Annotated in this window: 22 protein-coding genes and 2 pseudogenes; 1 reads left to right on the forward strand and 23 read right to left on the reverse strand. The window is 63.2% G+C overall.

Annotation, left to right across the window (positions count from 1 at the left end; genetic code table 11):
- Window positions 1–273: 273 nt before the first annotated feature.
- Window positions 274–465, forward strand: coding sequence for a DUF2735 domain-containing protein (locus DH10_RS05690; protein WP_192244892.1), 192 nt, complete (start codon window positions 274–276; stop codon window positions 463–465).
- 82 nt (window positions 466–547) lie between these two features.
- Here DH10_RS05690 and DH10_RS05695 read toward each other — a convergent pair whose 3' ends face one another.
- From DH10_RS05695 to rpsN, 23 genes and pseudogenes are all read right to left on the reverse strand, one after another.
- The gene (locus DH10_RS05695; RefSeq protein WP_192244890.1) at window positions 548–2437 is read right to left on the reverse strand and encodes an MFS transporter; all 1890 of its coding nucleotides are present in this window, start codon (window positions 2435–2437) and stop codon (window positions 548–550) included.
- Between the two features lie 281 nt (window positions 2438–2718).
- On the reverse strand, window positions 2719–3510 hold the full coding sequence (locus DH10_RS05700; protein ID WP_192244888.1) for an ATP12 family chaperone protein: 792 nt from the start codon (window positions 3508–3510) through the stop codon (window positions 2719–2721).
- Window positions 3511–3520: 10 nt separating this feature from the next.
- Window positions 3521–4393: pseudogene (locus DH10_RS05705) on the reverse strand (DMT family transporter).
- Between the two features lie 41 nt (window positions 4394–4434).
- Window positions 4435–5421, reverse strand: a complete 987-nt coding sequence (locus DH10_RS05710) for an RluA family pseudouridine synthase (RefSeq protein ID WP_192244886.1) — start codon at window positions 5419–5421, stop codon at window positions 4435–4437.
- Between the two features lie 116 nt (window positions 5422–5537).
- A complete protein-coding gene (locus DH10_RS05715; protein ID WP_192244884.1) occupies window positions 5538–5903 on the reverse strand; it encodes a DUF779 domain-containing protein in 366 nt (121 codons plus the stop codon).
- 65 nt (window positions 5904–5968) lie between these two features.
- Window positions 5969–7486: an aldehyde dehydrogenase gene (gene adh, locus DH10_RS05720; RefSeq protein WP_192244882.1), complete on the reverse strand. Its 1518-nt coding sequence runs from the start codon at window positions 7484–7486 to the stop codon at window positions 5969–5971.
- A 140-nt stretch (window positions 7487–7626) separates the two neighbouring features.
- Window positions 7627–8592, reverse strand: a complete 966-nt coding sequence (locus tag DH10_RS05725) for a helix-turn-helix domain-containing protein (protein WP_210325007.1) — start codon at window positions 8590–8592, stop codon at window positions 7627–7629.
- A gap of 164 nt (window positions 8593–8756) precedes the next feature.
- Window positions 8757–9587 (reverse strand): aspartyl/asparaginyl beta-hydroxylase domain-containing protein, encoded by an 831-nt coding sequence (locus tag DH10_RS05730; protein ID WP_192244879.1) that lies wholly within the window; start codon window positions 9585–9587, stop codon window positions 8757–8759.
- Window positions 9588–9779: 192 nt separating this feature from the next.
- Complete coding sequence (locus DH10_RS05735; RefSeq protein ID WP_192244877.1) at window positions 9780–11087, reverse strand: replication-associated recombination protein A; 1308 nt, start codon at window positions 11085–11087, stop codon at window positions 9780–9782.
- Window positions 11088–11134: 47 nt separating this feature from the next.
- The gene (locus tag DH10_RS05740) at window positions 11135–12628 is read right to left on the reverse strand and encodes a DegQ family serine endoprotease (RefSeq protein ID WP_192384436.1); all 1494 of its coding nucleotides are present in this window, start codon (window positions 12626–12628) and stop codon (window positions 11135–11137) included.
- A 190-nt stretch (window positions 12629–12818) separates the two neighbouring features.
- Window positions 12819–13250 carry a 50S ribosomal protein L17 gene (rplQ, locus tag DH10_RS05745; protein WP_192244873.1) on the reverse strand — a complete coding sequence of 144 codons (432 nt, stop codon included), beginning with the start codon at window positions 13248–13250 and terminating at the stop codon, window positions 12819–12821.
- Between the two features lie 96 nt (window positions 13251–13346).
- Window positions 13347–14357 carry a DNA-directed RNA polymerase subunit alpha gene (locus DH10_RS05750; RefSeq protein ID WP_032933403.1) on the reverse strand — a complete coding sequence of 337 codons (1011 nt, stop codon included), beginning with the start codon at window positions 14355–14357 and terminating at the stop codon, window positions 13347–13349.
- Between the two features lie 99 nt (window positions 14358–14456).
- A complete protein-coding gene (rpsK, locus tag DH10_RS05755) occupies window positions 14457–14846 on the reverse strand; it encodes a 30S ribosomal protein S11 (protein WP_006205444.1) in 390 nt (129 codons plus the stop codon).
- 114 nt (window positions 14847–14960) lie between these two features.
- Complete coding sequence (rpsM, locus tag DH10_RS05760; RefSeq protein WP_027170351.1) at window positions 14961–15329, reverse strand: 30S ribosomal protein S13; 369 nt, start codon at window positions 15327–15329, stop codon at window positions 14961–14963.
- A gap of 207 nt (window positions 15330–15536) precedes the next feature.
- The gene (locus DH10_RS05765) at window positions 15537–16127 is read right to left on the reverse strand and encodes an adenylate kinase (protein ID WP_192244871.1); all 591 of its coding nucleotides are present in this window, start codon (window positions 16125–16127) and stop codon (window positions 15537–15539) included.
- Window positions 16124–17465, reverse strand: a pseudogene (gene secY, locus DH10_RS05770) (preprotein translocase subunit SecY). The gene DH10_RS05765 and the pseudogene secY overlap by 4 nt, the downstream one beginning before the upstream one ends.
- A 191-nt stretch (window positions 17466–17656) precedes the next feature.
- Window positions 17657–18130: a 50S ribosomal protein L15 gene (gene rplO, locus DH10_RS05775; RefSeq protein ID WP_192244867.1), complete on the reverse strand. Its 474-nt coding sequence runs from the start codon at window positions 18128–18130 to the stop codon at window positions 17657–17659.
- Window positions 18131–18152: 22 nt separating this feature from the next.
- Window positions 18153–18350: a 50S ribosomal protein L30 gene (rpmD, locus tag DH10_RS05780; RefSeq protein WP_027170355.1), complete on the reverse strand. Its 198-nt coding sequence runs from the start codon at window positions 18348–18350 to the stop codon at window positions 18153–18155.
- Window positions 18351–18375: 25 nt separating this feature from the next.
- Window positions 18376–18945, reverse strand: a complete 570-nt coding sequence (gene rpsE, locus DH10_RS05785; protein WP_192244865.1) for a 30S ribosomal protein S5 — start codon at window positions 18943–18945, stop codon at window positions 18376–18378.
- A 76-nt stretch (window positions 18946–19021) separates the two neighbouring features.
- Window positions 19022–19384: a 50S ribosomal protein L18 gene (rplR, locus tag DH10_RS05790; protein WP_192244863.1), complete on the reverse strand. Its 363-nt coding sequence runs from the start codon at window positions 19382–19384 to the stop codon at window positions 19022–19024.
- Window positions 19385–19471: 87 nt separating this feature from the next.
- On the reverse strand, window positions 19472–20005 hold the full coding sequence (rplF, locus tag DH10_RS05795; protein WP_126084111.1) for a 50S ribosomal protein L6: 534 nt from the start codon (window positions 20003–20005) through the stop codon (window positions 19472–19474).
- A gap of 90 nt (window positions 20006–20095) precedes the next feature.
- Window positions 20096–20494, reverse strand: coding sequence for a 30S ribosomal protein S8 (gene rpsH, locus DH10_RS05800; RefSeq protein WP_126084112.1), 399 nt, complete (start codon window positions 20492–20494; stop codon window positions 20096–20098).
- Between the two features lie 12 nt (window positions 20495–20506).
- Window positions 20507–20812: a 30S ribosomal protein S14 gene (gene rpsN / locus DH10_RS05805; RefSeq protein ID WP_192244861.1), complete on the reverse strand. Its 306-nt coding sequence runs from the start codon at window positions 20810–20812 to the stop codon at window positions 20507–20509.
- Window position 20813 lies beyond the last annotated feature (1 nt).

The following is a 20813-nucleotide window of genomic DNA, read 5'->3' on the forward strand; positions in this document are numbered from 1 at the left end:
CGTCGACGCATGGCCGGGCTGGCCGGCCTGCCGGCCGTTAAAATGCAATTCGTGTGCCACTCCTCCCGCCCCGGGTGCGGCAAAGTGGTCATCGCAAGGCATTGATTTTGCTGAGCCGCCTCGGCAATGCGCGGCAATCATTCAAGCGCGATTTTTGCATAAATAGTAGGCAAATACTGATCTTTCTGTGGGCATATTGCCTAAATGAATCGCAGAACCTATCTTGGGAAAAGATTGAATCGACAGGCTCCTGGAAAAGAAAGGAGGCCGCCAATGGAAGTCACCACGTCCCGTCCGTCGGCAAAGATTCTGATGTTCCCGCTTGCGGGCCGAGTGTCTGCCTCAAATTTAGGCGCAAAGGCCAAATTCGCGGCAGAGCTTGCTTCGTTGCGCAATACGCACGCCGATTTCGACGGCTGGTACCACGAGGCGGCGATCGAGGAAGAAAACCAGCGCAAGAGCTGATCTCCTCCCTGCAATGCTTTTGCATGAAAAAGCCCGGCGTGAGCGATCACGCCGGGCTTTGCATTTGCAGACGATCGATCGGCTACTGCTTGGCGTGCAGGTCGGTGCCGAGCGTGTCCCTGACGAAGATCATGCCGATGATGAGTGACATCGCGGCGATCACCACCGGGTACCAGAGGCCGTAGTAGATGTCACCCTTATAGGCGCTAAGCGCGAACACCGTCGCCGGCAGCAGGCCGCCAAACCAGCCATTGCCGATATGGTAGGGCAGCGACATGCCGGTATAGCGAATGCGAGTCGGGAACATCTCGACGAGGATCGCGGCGATCGGGCCGTAGACCATGGTCACGAGCAGCACCAGGATGAACAGGATGCCGATGGTCATTGGCCAGTTGATGGCCGCCGGATCGGCGACCATGGCGAAGGGACCGCCGCCGGGAATGTTGTAGACAGTGACCTCGGGCGCGCCGGCCGCTTCATCCTTGGTCAGCAGCTTGTCGGTGACCGCCTTGTCGGCCGGAACCGTCGTCTTCTCGCCGCCACGGATAGCTGCGGCATCGAGCTTCAGTTCCGGATTGGCGGCGACGAAGGCATCGAGCTTTTGGTCCGGCACCTTGGCTGCAGCGCGCTTCAGCGGATAACCGCCGTCCTGCAGAGACTTGTTGACTGCCTTCTGGAAGACGGCCTCCTTGGCCTTGGCCTGATCGCCGGCGGCGACGGCGTCATAGGATTCTACGGTCTCGTTGCCGATCTTGACCGTTGCCGCCGTGCCAGGCGCTGCCGTCGTAACGACGTCGTAAGGCACCGAGTTCTTGGTCAGGAACGAGGTCGCGATATCGCAGGATGTCGTGAACTTAGCCGTGCCGACCGGGTTGAACTGGAACCTGCAGTCGCCGGGGGCTGCCGTCACCGTCGCGCGCGTGTTCTGCTGTGCGGTAGCGAGCGCCGGATTGGCGGCCCAGGTCAGTGCCTTGAACAGCGGGAAGGTGCCGACGATTCCCAATGCCAGGCCAGCCATGATGATCGGCTTGCGGCCGATCTTGTCGGAGAGCCAGCCGAACACGACGAAGAAAATCGAGCCGACGGCAAGCGCGATGGCGATCATGATGTTGACCGACTGCGGGTCGACCTTCAGCACGTTCTGTAGGAAGAACAGCGCGTAGAACTGGCCGTTGTACCAGATCACGGCCTGGCCGGCGGTGAGGCCAAGCAGCGCCAGCAACGCGATCTTGGCGTTCTTCCACTGGCCGAAAGCTTCAGACAATGGCGCCTTGGAGCCCTTGCCTTCGTCCTTCATGCGCTGGAAGGTCGGCGATTCCGAAAGTGACAGCCGGATCCAGATCGAGATGGCGAGCAGCACAAAGGAGACGATGAAGGGGATGCGCCAGCCCCAGTTAGCGTAGGTTTCCTTGCTCAGCGAACCCTGGACGATCAGGATGACGATCAGCGACAGGAACAGGCCGAGCGTCGCCGTCGTCTGGATCCAGGACGTATAGTAGCCGCGGCGGTCGTCCGGCGCGTGCTCGGCGACATAGGTCGCGGCACCGCCATATTCGCCGCCGAGCGCCAGGCCCTGCAGCATGCGCAGCCCAATCAGGATCACCGGCGCTGCAATGCCCCAGCTGGCATAGCCGGGCAACAGGCCGACCAGGAAGGTCGACAGGCCCATGATCGTCATGGTGACCAGGAAGGTGTATTTGCGGCCGACGAGGTCGCCGATGCGGCCGAACACCAGCGCGCCGAACGGACGAACGAGAAAGCCGGCAGCAAAGGCCAGCAGCGCGAAGATGTTGCGCGTCGCCTCGGGGATGGTCGGGCTGAAGAAGGTCGTGCCGATAAAGGCGGCCAGCGAACCGTAGAGGTAGAAATCGTACCATTCGAAAACGGTGCCGAGCGAAGAGGCGAAGATGACCTTCTTTTCCTCCCGCGTCATGCCGCGGCTTGTTCCGCCGGCGGTCGATGCCATTGCCATTGATATATCCTCCCGTGGATCCCGTCTGTCCTCGATGGCTGCGCGCCATCGTCAGCAATTCCTCCGAACGCGGACTCAAACGCAGCCAACGAAGGAAAAAATGGCAGAAAGCGCCCGCGAAAGGCACCGCGACGATGGGATTATGACTTTCGTATTAGGTGCAATGCGAAAGCGGAGCGTGGCACTTGGAGTGGCCAGGCCCGGCGGATCGCCGACCCACTGCGAGTTTATTTCACGCAATTGCGGACGGAAAACCGCTGCGCACTTTTCCTGGAATTGCTTTAGGCTTTCAGCGCCTCGAGAAGGCTGACCGCCGCCATCATGTCGCGCTTGCGGGCGGAGCGGCGCGCGACGGCTTCGGCATCCTGGCCCCAATGCTCGATCTGCCAGTCCTCGTCGACATGGCCGGCGGCCCATGCTTCCTCGCCGTCGAGCTCGCCGAAATCGACGGCGAGCGCCAGCAGAGCCGAACCGGTCAGCGAGGTCATGACATGGATTGCACCCAGACGCAGCGGCTCGGCGCGCTGGGCAAGGTGGGCGCCAAGGACGGCGATCGTCTCGCGCGGCTGCTCGACATGGATGACGCCCTCGGCAAGATTGAAGCGCGCGCCAAGGCTGCTCCTCGCCCAATCGAGGACCGGGTCCCAGAGCCTGTTCTGCCGATCGACCAGTCCTTGCGGACTATCGGCGCGGTAGCAGAGCAGGTCCGACGACGCGAAACGCAGGACGTCTTCCAGCACCGCTTGCGGGTCGCTGGCGACGCCATCGATGGCCGTGTTGGCAAGGCGCATGACCGGCATGGTCACGGGGTCGATGACCTCGCTCTGCGCGGAAAACTCGTCAGCCACCAGCGTTGCAGCTTTTTCGGTCGGCAGCACCAGCAGCGCCTTTCCCGGCGTGCGGACCGGCTTGCCGTCGAGATGGACGGCAAAACCGTCTTCGACCGGAACCACCGAAGCCGCCTTGTAGAAGCGTTTCGGCAGCGGCGTCTTCATCTGGATCTGGGCGCGGCGCACCGGATCTGGATCGGAAAGCTGCTTTCCCGCTTCGAGGTCGTTGAGGATGTCGCGCATCTCGAACTCCTTAGGGTAAGGGCTGCCTGCGTGCAGGCCGGTTGACGATGATCAGCCCGGCGGCGATCAGGCCGAGCGCCAGGAAAATTCTGATCGTCAGCGGCTCGCCCAAAAGCACAGCGCCGCACAGAACGCAGAATACCGGCGACAGGAAGGCGAAGCTGGACAGACCTGCCGCCGGATAGCGCGTGAGCAGCCAGAACCACAACACATAGGTGAAGGCGACGACATAGAAAGGTGGAACATCAAAGCCAATGTCGGCAGCGCGGCAATCTCACGGATCAGCGGGCCGGCGAACGGCAGCACCAGGACGCCGACGACGGCAGCGCCCGCCAGCTGATAGAGCAAGAGCTTCTCTGCGCTGGTCGCGACCAGCTTCGAACGCTTGATGACGATGCTGGTCAACGCCCAGAGGATGCCCGAGCCGAGACTGAGCAGATCGCCCGTGAGTGTCGCATCCTTGCCGGCAACGATGCCGTCGGAGAACACGGCCATCAAGCCGCAGAAGGCAAGCATCAGGCCGCCGAGCTTGCGGGCGTTGATGCGCTCGCAGCAGAAAATGGCCGCCGATCAAGACCCAAAACGGCATGGTATTGACCAGGAGCGTGTTGCGGGCGACGGTCGTGTATTCCAGCCCGACGTAGAGAAACAGGAACTCGACGCCGAAGAGCACGCCGACGACAATGCCTGCGGTCAGCGTCCCGTCCGCTTCAAACAGCTTGATACCGCGCAAACGGCACCAGCCGAAAACGCAGAGCCCGCCGAGGATCGAGCGCGCGATCGACACGAACACCGGGTCGTAGCCGGCATAGGAGACCTTGGCGGCGACGTAGTTCAGCCCCCAGGACAGCGTCAGCCCCACCATGATGGTGGCCGCGGTCATGTCGACCGCATCGCGCCGATCGAACGTATCGGCGGCGCCGCTCAATTGTCGTCCTCCGCGCTCTGCTCATCGAAGCCGAGCAGGTTCCAGCTCTGGCGCATATGCGGCGGCATCGGCGCGGTGATGTCGATGACACCCTGGTCGGGATGAGGGATGACGATGCGGCGCGCGTGAAGATGCAGGCGATTCTGGATGCCGCCCGGAAATTCCCAGTTGGTGTCGGCCTCGAAATATTTGGGGTCGCCGATGATCGGGCAGCCGATATGGGCGGCATGGACACGAAGCTGGTGGGTGCGGCCGGTATAGGGCTCCATCTCCAACCAGGACAGCGTCTGCGCCGCCTGCTCGACGACGCGGTAATAAGACACCGCGTGGTCGGCGCCCTTCTCGCCATGCTTGGCGATGCGCACGCGGTCGCCGTCCGGCGTCGCCTCCTTGACCAGCCAGGTCGAGATCTTGTCCTCGCGCTTCGGCGGCACGCCTTTGACCAGCGCCCAGTAGGTCTTCTTCGTCTCGCGCGCCCGGAACGCTTCCGAGAGTTTCATGGCGGCAAGGCGGGTGCGGGCAACGACCAGCACGCCGGAAGTGTCACGGTCGAGGCGGTGCACGAGGCGAGGCTTCTCGCCCTTCTGGTTGCGCCAGGCCTCCAGCATGTCGTCGACATTGCGCGTGACGCCCGAGCCGCCTTGGACCGCGAGCCCCGCCGGCTTGTTGAAGACGAAGACTTTCGGGTCCTCGTGCAACAACATCTTGGCCAGCACGTCGGCATCGCCCTGGTTGCGGATCGAATGGCCGGTGAGCGCGGCTTCGCCCTTCTTGTCGACGTCGAGCGGCGGAATGCGCACGGTCTGCCCGGGCTCGACGCGCGAGTCGGCCTTCACCCGGCCGCCATCGACGCGGATCTGGCCGGAGCGCAGGAGCTTCTGCAGATGGCCGAAACCGAGGCCCGGATAGTGGACCTTGAACCAGCGGTCGAGCCGCATGCCCGCCTCGCCGGCCTCCACCGTTATCTGTTCAACGCCTGCCATGTTCGCTTTTCCATTCGAAAGCGGCGCCATAGCACTAAGGCAGGCATCTTGCGAGCCAAAGACCCAACAAAGCGCGACGATTGCCCCAAATCGTCGCGGATGACGGATCAGTCCGATCAGCCGTTCGAAGACGGCGCCGGCACGGCGCAAACCGTCGAGCGCGTCAGGAACCGCTTTTCGCGGCCGTTGTCGAGCGAGAACATGCCACCCCCGCCCGATACCACGTCGATGATGAGATCCGTGTGCTTCCAGGCTTCGAATTGAGAGGCGCTGATATAGACCGGCGTGTCGCCGATCTCGCCCAACCTCACGTCACTATCGCAGACGATGAACTCGCCGCGCGGGTAGCACATCGGCGAGGATCCGTCGCAGCAGCCGCCGGATTGATGGAATAGCACCGGACCGTGATCGGCGATGATCTCGGCAAGCAGCGCCTCGGCCTCCGGCGTAGCTGAGACCTTGCCCAATGAAGTCTTGTCCATGGAATCCTCCTCTGATGAAGGGAGGGCATGGCTTCCGCGCCCTCCCTCCGCTTCGCCCGGGAGGATCAGAAGAAACCGAGCTTCTTCGGGCTGTAGCTGACCAGCATGTTCTTGGTCTGCTGATAGTGGTCGAGCATCATCTTGTGCGTCTCGCGGCCGATGCCGGACTGCTTGTAGCCGCCGAAGGCGGCATGCGCCGGATAGGCGTGGTAGCAGTTGGTCCAGACGCGGCCCGCCTGGATGGCGCGGCCGAAGCGGTAGCAGCGGTTCGCGTCGCGGCTCCAGATGCCGGCGCCGAGGCCATAGAGCGTGTCGTTGGCGATCGACAGCGCCTCGTCATCGTCCCTGAAGGTCGTCACCGATACGACGGGACCGAAAATCTCCTCCTGGAAGATGCGCATCTTGTTGTTGCCCTTGAACACGGTCGGCTTGACGTAGTAGCCGCCGGCAAGGTCGCCCGGCAGGTGGCTCTGCTCGCCGCCGGTCAGCACTTCGGCCCCTTCCTGGCGGCCAATGTCGAAGTAGGAAAGAATCTTCTCCAGCTGCTCGCTCGAGGCCTGCGCGCCGATCATGGTGGCCGGATCGAGCGGATCGCCCTGAACGATCGCTTCGACCCGCTTCAGCGCGCGTTCGATGAACTTGTCGTAGATCTTCTCATGCACCAGCGCGCGGCTCGGGCAGGTGCAGACCTCGCCCTGGTTAAGGGCGAACATCACGAAGCCCTCGATCGCCTTGTCGAAGAAGTCGTCATCCTCCGCCGTCACATCCTGGAAGAAGATGTTGGGCGACTTGCCGCCGAGCTCGAGCGTCACCGGAATGAGGTTCTGCGAGGCATATTGCATGATCAGCCGGCCCGTCGTCGTTTCGCCGGTGAAGGCGATCTTGGCGATGCGGTTCGAGGATGCCAGCGGCTTGCCGGCTTCGAGACCGAAGCCGTTGACGATGTTGAGCACGCCCTCCGGCAAAAGATCGCCGATGAGGTCGGCCCAGAGCATGATCGTCGCCGGCGTCTGCTCGGCCGGCTTCAGCACCACACAGTTTCCGGCGGCAAGCGCAGGCGCCAGCTTCCAGCAGGCCATGAGCAGCGGGAAGTTCCAGGGGATGATCTGGCCGACGACGCCGAGGGGCTCGTGGAAATGGTAGGCGACGGTATCGTGGTCGATCTCAGAGATCGAGCCTTCCTGGCTGCGGAGCACGCCTGCGAAATAGCGGAAATGGTCAATGGCCAAAGGAAGGTCCGCCGCGGTCGTCTCGCGGATCGGCTTGCCGTTGTCCCAGGTTTCGGCAAGCGCCAGCAGATCGAGGTTCTCTTCCATGCGGTCGGCGATGCGATTGAGGATCAGGGCGCGCTCCGCCGGGCTGGTCTTGCCCCAGGCATCCTTCGCCTTGTGCGCGGCATCGAGCGCCGCCTCGACGTCCTTCGTATCCGAGCGGGCGATCTCGCCCAGCGGACGGCCCGTAACCGGCGAGATGTTCTCGAAGTATTTGCCGGAGTGCGGCGCCGTCCATTTGCCGCCGATAAAGTTGTCGTAACGCTTGGCGAAAGGAACCTTGGCCGTGCGCGAAAATTCTACCTTGTTCATCACTTCCTCCCTAAGAAGCGCGCTGCGGGATGCGGCGCGTCAGGAGGAAAGGTTGCGGATAGGGTTCGGTTTGTCAGCCCGGGGCCGAGCGATCACGGCCGCCGAGTGTCGCAGAACTGCGACAGATCAGGGCCATGAAATCAATGCGGACGGCGGATAGCGAAACGGACAAGCTTGCGATGCAGCGTCGCGCGCGAAATGCCGAGGTTTTGGGCCGCTGCAGAGACATTGCCGCCGGCGCGCGCCATCGCCCGCTGCAGCGCACCGCGCTCGGCATCGTCGAGGTCTTCCGCCTTAGCGGGATCGCCGAGGACGTCGGCGGCCAGCAATCCCTTGGCGAGCGCTTCGCGCGTAATGCCGAGAGCCAGCCGCGCAGTACGAGTTGCGCCGACCACCAGGTCGTCCGCGTCGACGGCAATCAGAGCTCCGGCGCTGCGTTCGGCGACTGGGGCCAGGAGGATGCGGGCGTTGGAATACACCATGCGGAAATTCTCCGCTTCGATGCGGCGCGCGGCGTCCCCCACCGCGACAGCGATGAGCTGGACAAAACCTTCCGTCAGGTCCGACCGGCATGACGACACGTCCAGCGCCGCGGCCAGATTGCCTTCGTGGTCGTAGACCGGCGCCGTCGTGCAACTGAGGAGCGTGTTGCGGGAGAAGAAATGCTGGTCGCGGTGGATGGTCAACGCCCGCTGGTCGGCAATGCATGTGCCGATGCCGTTGGTGCCTTCGCTGTCCTCGCTCCAGACCGTGCCGGTCCACAGGCCCCATTCATCGAACGTCTCGTCGTCGGCGACGGCGCCTCTGCGCTCGACCGGAATGCCGTCGCGGTCCGCCAGCATCACGCAGCAGCCGATGCCGCCGACCGCAAGATAGAGCCGGTTAAGGCTCGACTCGGCGGCGCGGATCATTTGCTCCATGCGCTGCCGGGCTTCTCTGAGCTCGCTCTCGGTCAGCCGCCTGGGTGCCTTGCGTTCGGCGGGATCGAGATGATGCAGTTGCAGCGAGCGCCGCCATGAGGCGACCAGCGCCGAATGGGCCGCGTCGCTTTTCGCGATCGAGACCTGGACCAGATCCGCATGCACGGCTGCTTGCCGTCCGATCAACCTAATCCCTCCGGGTGAGCGGAACCTCCTTCCGCTCCGTCGTTATGTTCCAAGAACATAACCGACACCTAGAGTTCTAAAGGTCGGCGCCCGCCGGTGCCATAGGACGATGGTTTAAGGCGCGCGGCTTGAGCGAAGGTCTAAGCCTTCGATCTTGTTGAGGATCAGTTGGCCGGCGCCTTCTTCTGCTTGGACGAGCCGATCATCTTCCAGTTCTTGTAGAACATGGAATTGATGCGTTCGACGCTTACCGAGACGACGGCGAGAAGGCCGGCGATGAGGCCGGGGAATGGCGATGGACGGATGATATCCATGAATACGCAGTAACGGCGCCCGTCGTACTCGTTGACCGAACGATGCAGCAGCGTATCGTCGAAAATGTAGAGCGGATTGTCGTGCCAGTAATTCCTGGCGTTGTTGCACTCGACGAAAATCTCGGCCTTCACCGGCAACAGGTTGTAGAGGATGCGCAGGCTGAGCCGCAGCGGCCCGAAATGCCAGGAGGTCGATTCCCTGCCCCTGAAGACCGAGACCGCGATGGTCTTGATGTATTTGAAATCCTTGTTGAATTCCGCGACGTTGTCGATCTTGTGCTTGCCGTACCACTGATAGACATACATGCCGCGCCGGCCGGTGCCGAAATTGGCGTCGATATCGGCGATGATCTCGTCCTTGCGAGCCTTGAAGACGTCGAGAACCTCGTTGACCTCGCGCTGATAGTCGGCGGGAAACTGCTCCAGCTTCCATACGCCCGGGTTTCGGTAGCAAAGCAGGTCGACCAAAAGATTGAAGGGGGACAGCAACCAGGTGAAGATGCCGTTGCCGAGGAAATAGCCGCGGAACAACGACAGATCCCTGTTTGCGTTGCGCAGCACATCGATCACACCGCAGACGATCCAGATCGTCGTCAGGATCGGGATGAAATAAAAGCCGAGCGCGAGAAGCGGGACTGCGATCGCAGCCTGACGAAGGGTCTTACGGGTTTGCTTTGTCATAGTCTTTCGCGCGGTAGCGCGATCCTGTTCGCATGAGCCAAATCACGGCGACCCCCGCCAGCCGTGCGCCTTAATAGGATTTTTCATGACTGGGCACAATCTGGGTCAGGTTTGCCCGCTCAAGATTGCACCGGCATTCCGACTTTCATCGTCGTGCGGCAAGGCGTCAGGCCCGCCGGACCACGCAAGCAGCTACTCCCGCTCTTTGCGCAGCTTTGCCCAGTACTCCAGCCGCTTGCGGATATCGCGCTCGAAGCCGCGCTCCGGCGGATCGTAGAAGGTGTGGCGGCCCATCTTTTCCGGGAAATAGTCCTGGCCGGAAAAGGCGTCCGGCTCGTCATGGTCGTAGCGGTAGCCGGCGCCGTAATCCTCCTCCTTCATCAGCTTGGTCGGCGCGTTGAGGATGTGCTTGGGCGGCAGCAGCGAGCCGAACTCCTTGGCCGCTGCGGTCGCTGCCTTGAAGGCGGTGTAGACAGCGTTCGATTTCGGCGCGGTGGCGAGATAGACGGCGGCCTCGGCGAAGGCGAGCTCGCCCTCGGGAGAGCCGAGATAGTCATAGGCGTCCTTGGCGGCATTTGCGACGACCAACGCCTGCGGATCAGCAAGGCCGATGTCTTCCACCGCCATGCGCACCAGCCGGCGGCCAAGATAGAGCGGATCCTCGCCGGCGTCGAACATGCGGGCGAGATAATAGAGCGCGGCGTCCGGGTCCGAACCGCGCACCGATTTGTGCAGCGCCGAAATCAGATTGTAGTGGCCGTCCTGGCCTTTATCGTAGATCGGCGCGCGGCGCTGGATGACACGCTGCAGTCCCTCCGGCCCGAACACCTCGCCGGGCTTGGCGGCACGCCAGACTTCCTCGGCCAGCGTCAGCGAGGCCCGGCCGTCGCCGTCGCTCATGCGGATGAGCATGGCTCGCGCCTCGTCATCAAGCGGCAGCGCCTTGCCCTCGGTTTCCTCCGCGCGCGCCAGAAGCTTGGCGATGCTCTCCTCGCCAAGTGAACGGAACACCAATATCCGCGCGCGGGACAAAAGCGCGGCGTTCAGTTCGAAGGACGGGTTCTCTGTCGTGGCACCGACCAGCACCACGGTGCCGTCTTCCATCACGGGCAAAAAACCGTCCTGCTGAGCGCGATTGAAACGATGGATCTCGTCGACGAAGAGCAGCGTCTGACGGCCATTGCCACGGCGCAGTTTTGCTGCCTCGAACACCTTCTTCAGGTCGGCGACGCCGGAAAACACTGCCGATATCTGCTCGAAGGCAAGATGGGTCTCGCCCGCCAGCAACCGCGCCACCGTCGTCTTGCCGGTGCCGGGCGGGCCCCAGAAGATCATCGAGCCGAGCGTGCCGGAATCGATCAGCCGCGTCAGCGCGCCGTCGGGGCCGGTCAGATGCTCCTGGCCGACGACCTCGCCAAGATTCTTCGGGCGCAACCGGTCGGCCAGCGGCCGGCCGGGTGGCGCTTTCTCCGGTTCATCGGAACTGAACAGATCGGCCATGTTTATCTTTTGGTTGGAGCGCGATCTTCAGAAATGGGAAGATCGCCTCAATAACGCAACACCTGGCGCAATGTCTGCCCGCCACGCTCGACGGTAAAGCGCCACCAGCGCGTATCCTGCTGAGCAATCTGTGCCAGCGTCGCTGCCGTGTCGACGCTCGTGCCATTCACTTCGCGCACGATATCGCCCGGCTGAAAGCCGAAATCGGCGGCCGGTGAATCGCGGTTGATGTCGACCATGGTGACGCCCTTCAAATCGGTGCGCAGGCCGAGCCGCTGGGCAAGGCGCGGTGACAGTTCCGCCACCTTGGCGCCGGCGAAGGGACTGCGGCCATGCAGCGTCACCTCGGTCGGCTTGGCGCCTTCCGGCGCGCGCTCCAGCGCAATCTCCAGCGTCGCCTGCTGGCCCTTGCTCAGCACGGCGAAGGTCGCCTTGGTGCCGATCGACAGCGTCGCCATGCGGTAGTCCAGCGCCTCGATGCTTTCGACCGGCGTGTTGTTGAGCGACAGCACGACATCGCCGGGCTTGAGCCCTGACTTGCCGGCGGGTCCCGCCGCATCGACCGACGAAACCAGCGCGCCGGTCGGCTTTTCCATGCCGAGCGACTCCGCGATCTGCGGCGTCACCGCTTCGAACTCGGCGCCGATATAAGGCCGCTCGAAAAAGTCGAGCCCGGCCTTGGCGGCGTCCGCGAAGGCCCTGACCATATTCGCTGGAATGGCGAAGCCGATGCCGATCGAGCCGCCGCTGCGGCTGTAGATCGCCGTGTTGATGCCGACCAGTTGGCCGCCCATGTTGATCAGCGCGCCGCCCGAATTGCCGGGATTGATGGCGGCGTCGGTCTGGATGAAGTAGCCCGAATCCGAAACGCCGATATGGCTGCGGGCAAGCGCTGAAACGATGCCGCTGGTGGTGGTCTGGCCGACGCCGAACGGATTGCCTATCGCCAGCACCAGGTCGCCGACCTCGAGCGCGTCGGAATCGCCGATGGCGATCACCGGGAACGGCTTGTCGGCCGAGATCTTGAGCACGGCGAGATCGAGCGTCTCGTCCTTGAGCATCACCTTGCTGGTGAACTCGCGCCCGTCGGCGGTCGCCACCTTCACCTCGTCGGCATCCTTGATGACGTGGTAGTTGGTGACGATGACGCCGCTCGGATCGACCAGAACGCCCGAGCCCAATGAGGACTGCGCGCGCGGCTGGGCGCGGCCGAAGAACTCCTCGAAGAAGGGATCGCCCTCGAAGGGAGAGGTGACCTTCGCCGTCTGCGAGGCATAGACATTGACCACGGCCGGCGCGGTCTGCTTGACCAGCGGCGCGAAGGAAAGCTGCACCTCCTCGCGACCGAACGGCACACGCTTGTCTGGCCCGGAGGTGGCATTCTCACCTTCGACGCCATGCAGCAGGTCGGTCAGCACGTCGGAGAGGCCGGGGTCGGCCGGCTTGGCGGCGTCCTCAGCCAATGCCTGTCTCACCGCCGGTGCCGCGGCGAAAGCGGCAAGCGCGCAAACTGCAATGAGAAACAGCCGTTTGAGGTGCATTCCGAATCCTCCAGATCAGGCGCCATTGTCCCGACGATTGTGCAGAATGAAAGGCCAATGCACGGAAAATACGACGCTTGTTGCGCAAAAGCGTGAGCGTGCGAACGGGAATCCGCCCGCTCCTACGCTCCGCCCTCAAAATAAAAAAGGGGCCCGCAGGCCCCTCTTGGTCAATTCCGAAACCGAGGCCTTACGCGGCCGCGGCTTCCTCGTTGCCGCCCTCAGCCTCGAGGCGGGCGCGGTCGGCGGCGCCCTTGGCCGAGGTGTCGCGGTCGACGAACTCGATGACCGCCATGGCGGCGTTGTCGCCGTGGCGGAAGCCCGCCTTCATGATGCGCAGGTAGCCGCCGTTGCGGGTGGCGTAGCGCGGTGCGATGGTTTCGAACAGGCGATTGACGACGCCTTCATTGCCGATCTGCGCGATCACCTGGCGGCGGGCGTGCAGGTCGCCGCGCTTGCCGAGCGTCACCAGCTTCTCGACGATCGGACGCAGGTCCTTCGCCTTCGGCAGGGTGGTGACGATCTGCTCGTGCTCGATCAGCGACACGGCAAGGTTGGCAAACATCGACTTGCGATGGCTTACGCTGCGGGCGAACCGGCGGCCTTTAAATCCGTGGCGCATGGCTCTTCTCCTTCATTCCGGGTTCAAGAGGCCTCAGCCCCTATTGGTTAGCCGCATGATCTTGTCCGAAAAGTCTGCAACTTTTCGGGATCATGCTCAGTACTGATCTTCGTAACGCTTGGCGAGGTCTTCGATGTTTTCCGGCGGCCAATCCGGCACTTCCATGCCGAGGTGCAGGCCCATCGCCGCCAGCACTTCCTTGATCTCGTTCAGCGACTTGCGGCCGAAGTTCGGGGTGCGCAGCATCTCGGCTTCGGTCTTCTGGATCAGGTCGCCGATATAGACGATGTTGTCGTTCTTCAGGCAGTTGGCCGAACGCACCGAAAGCTCGAGCTCGTCGACCTTCTTGAGCAGCGCCGGGTTGAAGGCGAGCTCGGTGACGGCTTCGGTGGCGACTTCCTTCTGCGGCTCGTCGAAGTTGACGAACAGGCCGAGCTGGTCCTGCAGGATGCGGGCGGCGAAAGCCACCGCATCCTCGCCCGAGATGGAACCGTCGGTCTCGATGGTCATGGTCAGCTTGTCATAGTCGAGGACCTGGCCCTCGCGGGTGTTCTCGACCTTGTAGGAGACCTTCTTGACCGGCGAGTAGAGGCTGTCGACCGGGATCAGGCCGATCGGCGCGTCCTCGGCGCGGTTGCGCTCGGCCGGCACATAGCCCTTGCCGGTGTCGACGGTGAACTCCATGCGGATCTCGGCACCCTCGTCCAGCGTGCAGATCACGTGGTCGGGGTTGAGGATCTCGACGTCGCCGACGGTCTGGATATCGCCGGCGAGCACGGCGCCCGGGCCCTGCTTGCGCACGACCATGCGTTTGGGACCATCGCCTTCCATGCGGATGGCGATTTCCTTGATGTTGAGCACGATGTCGGTCACGTCCTCGCGCACGCCGGCGATGGACGAGAATTCGTGCAGCACGCCGTCGATCTGCACGGCGGTGACGGCCGCGCCGCGCAGCGAAGACAGAAGCACGCGCCGCAGCGCGTTGCCGAGGGTAAGGCCGAAGCCGCGCTCGAGCGGCTCGGCCACCAGCGTGGTCAGCGTCTTCTTCTTCGACGAGAACTCGATCTTGTTCGGCTTGATCAGTTCCTGCCAATTTTTCTGGATCATGGTGTCTTCCTTCCTTTGACCCGCCACCATCCAATCGTGGCGGGCAGCCTGGAATTGCCTCGGAGGAGCGCCTTGGCGCTCACGCGGCGTTCAAAAATATTAGACGCGGCGCTTCTTGCGCGGGCGGCAGCCATTGTGCGGGATCGGCGTCACATCACGGATCGAGGTGATGGTGAAGCCAGCTGCCTGTAGGGCGCGCAGCGCCGATTCGCGGCCGGAGCCGGGTCCGCAGACCTCGACCTCGAGCATGCGCATGCCGTGTTCTTGGGCCTTCTTGGCGACGTCCTCGGCGGCCATCTGGGCGGCGAACGGGGTCGACTTGCGCGAACCCTTGAAGCCCTGTGCGCCGGCCGACGACCAGGCAATCGAATTGCCCTGTGCGTCGGTGATGGTGATCATCGTGTTGTTGAAGGTCGAATTGACGTGGGCAACGCCCGACGAGATGTTCTTGCGTTCGCGACGGCGAACACGAGCGGCTTCCTTGGCCATGGTAGTCCTTTCAGTTGATCTCTACACCGCCGTAATGCCAGCGGCTACACCGGGTGAATTGTGAATAGTGAATAGACCAAGCCATTCACCATTCACGATTTCACCATTCACCAATTACTTCTTCTTGCCGGCGATCGCCTTGGCCGGGCCCTTGCGGGTGCGCGCATTGGTATGCGTACGCTGGCCGCGGACCGGCAGCGAGCGGCGATGACGCAGGCCGCGATAGCAGCCGAGGTCCATGAGCCGCTTGATGTTCATCGAGACTTCGCGACGCAGGTCGCCTTCGACCTGGTAGTCGCGGTCGATCGTCTCGCGGATCTGCAGCACTTCCGCGTCGGTCAGCTGGTTGACGCGGCGGTCGGCCGGGATGCCGACCTTGTCGACGATCTCCTGGGCAAACTTCTTGCCGATGCCGTGAATGTACTGAAGCGCAATGACGACGCGCTTGTTGGTCGGAATGTTGACGCCGGCTATACGAGCCATTTCTTCTCATCTCCATATGGGCCGGACGAGCCGGCGCGATCTAAGTTGCCCCGCGTCCGGTGGAGGCCGGCCCTTGCGGGAGTTTCCTGGTTCAAAACGACTGCCCTGCCCTTGCGGGCAAGCAAACTCTATGCCTGACAGGAAGACGGGCCGCCATACCCCAACGGCTCCTTCCAGTCAAGCGCAATCTCTACTTGTCGGAACGGCCTACTTCGCCGTCGCCGCCAGCACGCCCTCGATCTCCGCGGTCACGGCATCGATGCTGGCCATGCCGTCGACGGTCTTCAGCCTGCCTTTGGCATAGTAGTAACCGGTCAGCGGCGCCGTCTTCTTGTAGTATTCGCGCAGGCGCTCCTCGAACACAGCCGGGTTGTCGTCCTTGCGCACCGGCTGGCCGGCGGCCTTGGCATCCTCGGCCCGCTTGACGATCCGCCCGACCAGCGCTTTGTCGTCGACGACGAGCTCGATGACGCTGTCCAGCGCAATATTGCGCTCTGAAAGCATGGCTTCCACCGCGTCGGCCTGCACCAGCGTGCGCGGGTATCCGTCGAGGATGAAGCCTCTGGCGCAGTCGGGCTGGTCGATCCGCTCGGCGACGATCGCGTTGACGATCGCGTCAGACACCAGCTCGCCTGCATCCATCACCGCCTTGGCCCGCTTGCCGACCTCGGTGCCGGCCTGGACGGCGGCACGCAGCATGTCACCCGTCGAAAGCTGGGGTATGCCGTGTTTGTCTGCCAATCTCTGTGCTTGCGTCCCCTTGCCCGCTCCTGGCGGCCCAAGCAATATCAGCCTCATCTGCTCCTCTTACCCCCGCGCAACTTCGACTTCTTGATCAGGCCCTCATACTGGTGCGCGATCAGGTGACCCTGAATCTGCGCCACCGTGTCGAGCGTGACACTGACCACGATCAGAAGCGATGTGCCACCGAGGTAGAAAGGTACGCCAGTCGCTGAAATCAGGAACTCAGGCAGCAGACACACCAGCACCAGGTAGATGGCGCCGATGACGGTGATACGCGTCAGAACATAGTCGATATATTCGGCGGTGCGCTCGCCCGGCCGATAGCCCGGGATGAAGCCGGAATGCTTCTTGAGCTGGTCGGCCGTGTCCTTCGGGTTGAAGACGATCGCCGTGTAGAAGAAGGCGAAGAAGATGATCATCGCCGCGTAGAACGCCATGTAGAGCGGCTGGCCATGGCCGAGGGAGGCCAGAACCGTGCTTGCCCAGGCCGGCAGGTTTGTCGTCTGCGAGAAGCCGGCGACCGTTGCCGGCAGCAACAGCAGCGAGGAGGCGAAGATCGGCGGGATGACGCCCGAGGTATTGAGCTTCAGCGGCAGATGCGAGGTATCGCCCTGGAACATGCGGTTGCCGACCTGTCGCTTCGGATACTGGATCAGCAGGTCGCCGCTGGGCGCGCTCGAAGAAGACGATGACGCCGATGACGACGACGGCGAGCACGATGATCGCCAGAATGAGGCTGGTGGACAGCGCACCGGTGCGGCCGAGTTCCAGCGTGCCGGAGATCGCCCGCGGCAGGCCGGCGACGATGCCGGAAAAGATGATCAGCGAAATGCCGTTGCCGATGCCGCGCGCGGTGATCTGCTCGCCGAGCCACATCAGGAACATGGTGCCGCCGACGAGCGTGACGACGGTCGAGATCCGGAAGAACATGCCGGGATCGTTGACGATGCCGTTGCCGCCTTCGAGGCCGATCGAAATGCCGTAGGCCTGCACCAGGGCGAGCAGCACGGTGCCGTAGCGCGTGTACTGGTTGATGATCTTGCGGCCCTGCTCGCCTTCCTTCTTCAGCGCTTCCAGCGACGGGATGACCGAGGTCATCAGTTGCATGATGATGGAGGCGGAGATGTAGGGCATGATGCCGAGCGCGAAGATCGCCATGCGCTGCACGGCGCCGCCGGCAAACATGTTGAACATGCCGAGCACGCCCTTGCTCTGCGAGGAGAAGGCCTGCGCGAAAGCGTCGGGATTGATGCCGGGAAGCGGGATATAGGTGCCGAGGCGGTAGACGAGCAGCGCGCCGATGGTGAACCAGATGCGCTTCTTCAGGTCCTCGGCCTTGGCGAAGGCCGCAAAATTCAGATTGGAGGCTAGTTGTTCAGCAGCCGAAGCCATGCCTGATTCTCCGCTAGGTCACGCTCGATGCCCGCAGCTCAGGCGGCGCGTGTCACCGAAGCTCACGAGATAAGCTCCGGACCGTCAACATGCAAGCGGCCGCGTTGACGCGGCCGCCCAATTGATCAGATCGAAACGCGGTTCGCCGGCAAAAACGAAACCATTCCCGCCGGCCGCGCTTCAAATCGCCGTTACTCGGCGGCGGCCGCTTCCGGCAGCTTCACCGAACCGCCGGCCTTCTCGATCTTCTCGATCGCCGCCTTGGAGGCGCCGGCGACGTCGAAGGAGAGCTTTGCCTTGAGCTCGCCGTCGGAGAGCACGCGCACGCCGTCCTTGGCGCGGCGGATGACGCCGGCAGCGATCAGGGTCTCGGCCGTCACGGTCGCCTTGGCGTCGAGCTTCTTGGCATCGATAGCAGCCTGGATGCGGGCGAGCGACACGACGGTGAAGCTCTTGCCGAACAGGTTGTTGAAGCCGCGCTTCGGCAGGCGCCGGTAGAGCGGCATCTGGCCGCCCTCGAAGCCGTTGATGGCGACGCCCGAGCGCGCCTTCTGGCCCTTGACGCCGCGACCGGCGGTCTTGCCAGAGCCGGAGCCGATGCCGCGGCCGAGGCGCTTCTTGGAATGCGTGGCGCCGTCCTTGTCACGCAGATCGTTGAGTTTCATGTTTCTTCTCCTGCGCTTCCGTTCAGGCCTCGTCCACGACGCGGACGAGGTGCTGGACGGCGGCGATCATGCCGCGCACCGAAGGGGTATCTTCCAGCGTGCGCCGCTTGTGCATCTTGTTCAGGCCGAGGCCGACCAGCGTCGCGCGCTGCTCCTTCGGCCGGCGGATCGGCGAACCGATCTGCTCGACGGTGATGGTCTTGGTAGCTTTCTTGGCCATGGTCGAAATCCCTGGTCAGCGTCGACTATTCTTCAGTCGCGACGGCGGTGCCGCGGCGAGCCTGAAGGGTCGAGTACTTGATGCCGCGCGCGGCAGCCACATCCTTCGGATGCATCTGGCTCTTCAGCGCGTCGAAAGTGGCGCGAACCATGTTGTAGGGGTTCGACGAACCCATCGACTTGGCGACCACGTCATGCATGCCGAGCGTCTCGAAGACGGCGCGCATCGGGCCGCCGGCGATGATGCCGGTACCCTGCTTGGCGGCGCGCAGCAGAACGCGCCCGGCGCCCCAGCGGCCCTCGACGTCGTGATGCAGCGTGCGGCCCGAACGCAGCGGCACGAAGATCATGTCGCGCTTGGCGGACTCGGTCGCCTTGCGGATCGCCTCCGGCACTTCGCGCGCCTTGCCGTGGCCGAAGCCGACGCGGCCCTTCTGGTCGCCGACGACGACGAGCGCGGCAAAGCCGAAGCGACGGCCGCCCTTCACCACCTTGGCGACGCGGTTGATGTGGACGAGCTTGTCCACCATGCCGTCGTCGCGCTCTTCGCGATCACGCTCGCGGCCACGGCCGCCTTCCCTACGTTCCTGTGCCATATCCTGTTCCTTGTTCTTTTCCGGAAGCACGGTTGCTGAATGCCGGCGCCGCTTTTGGGTCGCCGGCGGTGAAAAATCAGAAGCTCAACCCACCTTCGCGGGCGGCCTCGGCCAGCGCCTTGACGCGGCCATGATAGATGTAGGCACCACGGTCGAAGACGACTTCCTTGACGCCAGCCTTCGTGGCACGCTCGGCGATGAGCTTGCCGACCGCGGCAGCAGCAGCGGTGTCGGCGCCGGTCTTGAGCGAGCCCTTGAGGTCCTTCTCCAAGGTCGAGGCAGCGGCCAGCGTGTGGCCATTCGCGTCGTCGATAACCTGGACGTAGATGTGCTTCGAGGTGCGGTGCACCGAGAGACGCGGACGCTCGCCGGCGACTTTCTTGAGCTGACGGCGCACGCGCTGCGCGCGGCGCTGAGTGATTTCTTTGGGGCTAGCCATGATGTCTGTTCCTTGCCTTCAGAAAACGGGGGCAACCGTGCGCGGTAGGCCAAGCCTCCCGCGGTCGCACCCCGCGGCGTTGCAGTCTTACTTCTTCTTGCCTTCCTTGCGCACGATCCGCTCGTCGGCATAACGAACGCCCTTGCCCTTGTAGGGCTCCGGACCGCGATATTCGCGGATCTCGGCGGCAACCTGGCCGACCTGCTGCTTGTCGATGCCGGAGACCGTGATTTCGGTCGGCTTCGGCACCGAGATCGTAATGCCCTGCGGCGTTTCATAGACCACGTCGTGGCTGAAGCCGAGCGCGAGCTGCAGGTTCTTGCCCTGCATGGCGGCACGATAGCCGACGCCGGTGATCTCGAGCTTCTTCTCGAAGCCGTCCTTGACACCCTGCAGTATGTTGACGATCTGCGTGCGCGACATGCCCCACTTGGAACGGGCGGTTTTCGACTGGTCGCGCGGCTCGACAGCGATCTCGCTGCCCTCCATCTTGACCAGCACTTCGTCGTTCACCACGAACTTCAGCTCGCCCTTGGGGCCCTTCGCCGTCACGGTCTGGCCGTTGACGGTCGCGGTCACGCCCTGCGGCAGCGAAACGGGTTTCTTTCCGATACGAGACATTTTGTTGTCCTCGTCACTTCTTTCGTTTCAGGTTCCAGTTCCCGGGCGCGATCCCTAGAACCGAAGCCCATTCATCAATCTCGCGCCGGATCAGAAGATCTGGCAGAGGATCTCGCCGCCGACATTCTGCTCGCGCGCTTCGTGATCGGCCATGACGCCCTTCGGCGTCGAAAGGATGGCGATGCCGAGGCCGTTGGCGACGTGCGGGATCGACTTGGCCGAGACATAGACGCGGCGGCCAGGCTTCGAGACGCGCTCGATTTCGCGCACGACCGGAGCGCCGTCGAAATACTTCAGCTCGATCTCGATTTCCGACTTGCCGTTGTCGAAGTCGGTCTGGCTGTAGTCGCGGATATAGCCTTCCGACTTCAGCACTTCGAGGACGCGGGCACGCAGACGCGAGGCCGGGGTCGAGACGCTCGACTTCTTGCGGCCGTAAGCGTTGCGGATGCGGGTCAGCATATCGCCGAGAGGATCGCTCAATGACATCTCAGGGTCTCCTTACCAGCTCGACTTGACCAGGCCCGGGATCTGGCCGTTGTTGCCCAGATCGCGAAGCGCGATACGCGAAAGCTTGAGCTTGCGATAGTAGGCGCGCGGGCGGCCGGTGACTTCGCAGCGGTTGCGGATACGAATCTTGGCCGAGTTGCGCGGCAGCGCCGACAGCTTCAACTGGGCGCGGAAACGCTCTTCCATCGGCTTGGACTGATCCATCACGATGTCCTTGAGCGCCTTGCGCTTGACGGCGTACTGGCCGGCAAGCTTGCGGCGCCGGTTGTTCTTCTCGACTGAGCTGGTCTTTGCCATT

The sequence above is a fragment of the Mesorhizobium silamurunense genome (assembly GCF_014843825.1).
In the GTDB taxonomy this organism is placed as follows: Bacteria; Pseudomonadota; Alphaproteobacteria; order Rhizobiales; family Rhizobiaceae; genus Mesorhizobium; species Mesorhizobium silamurunense.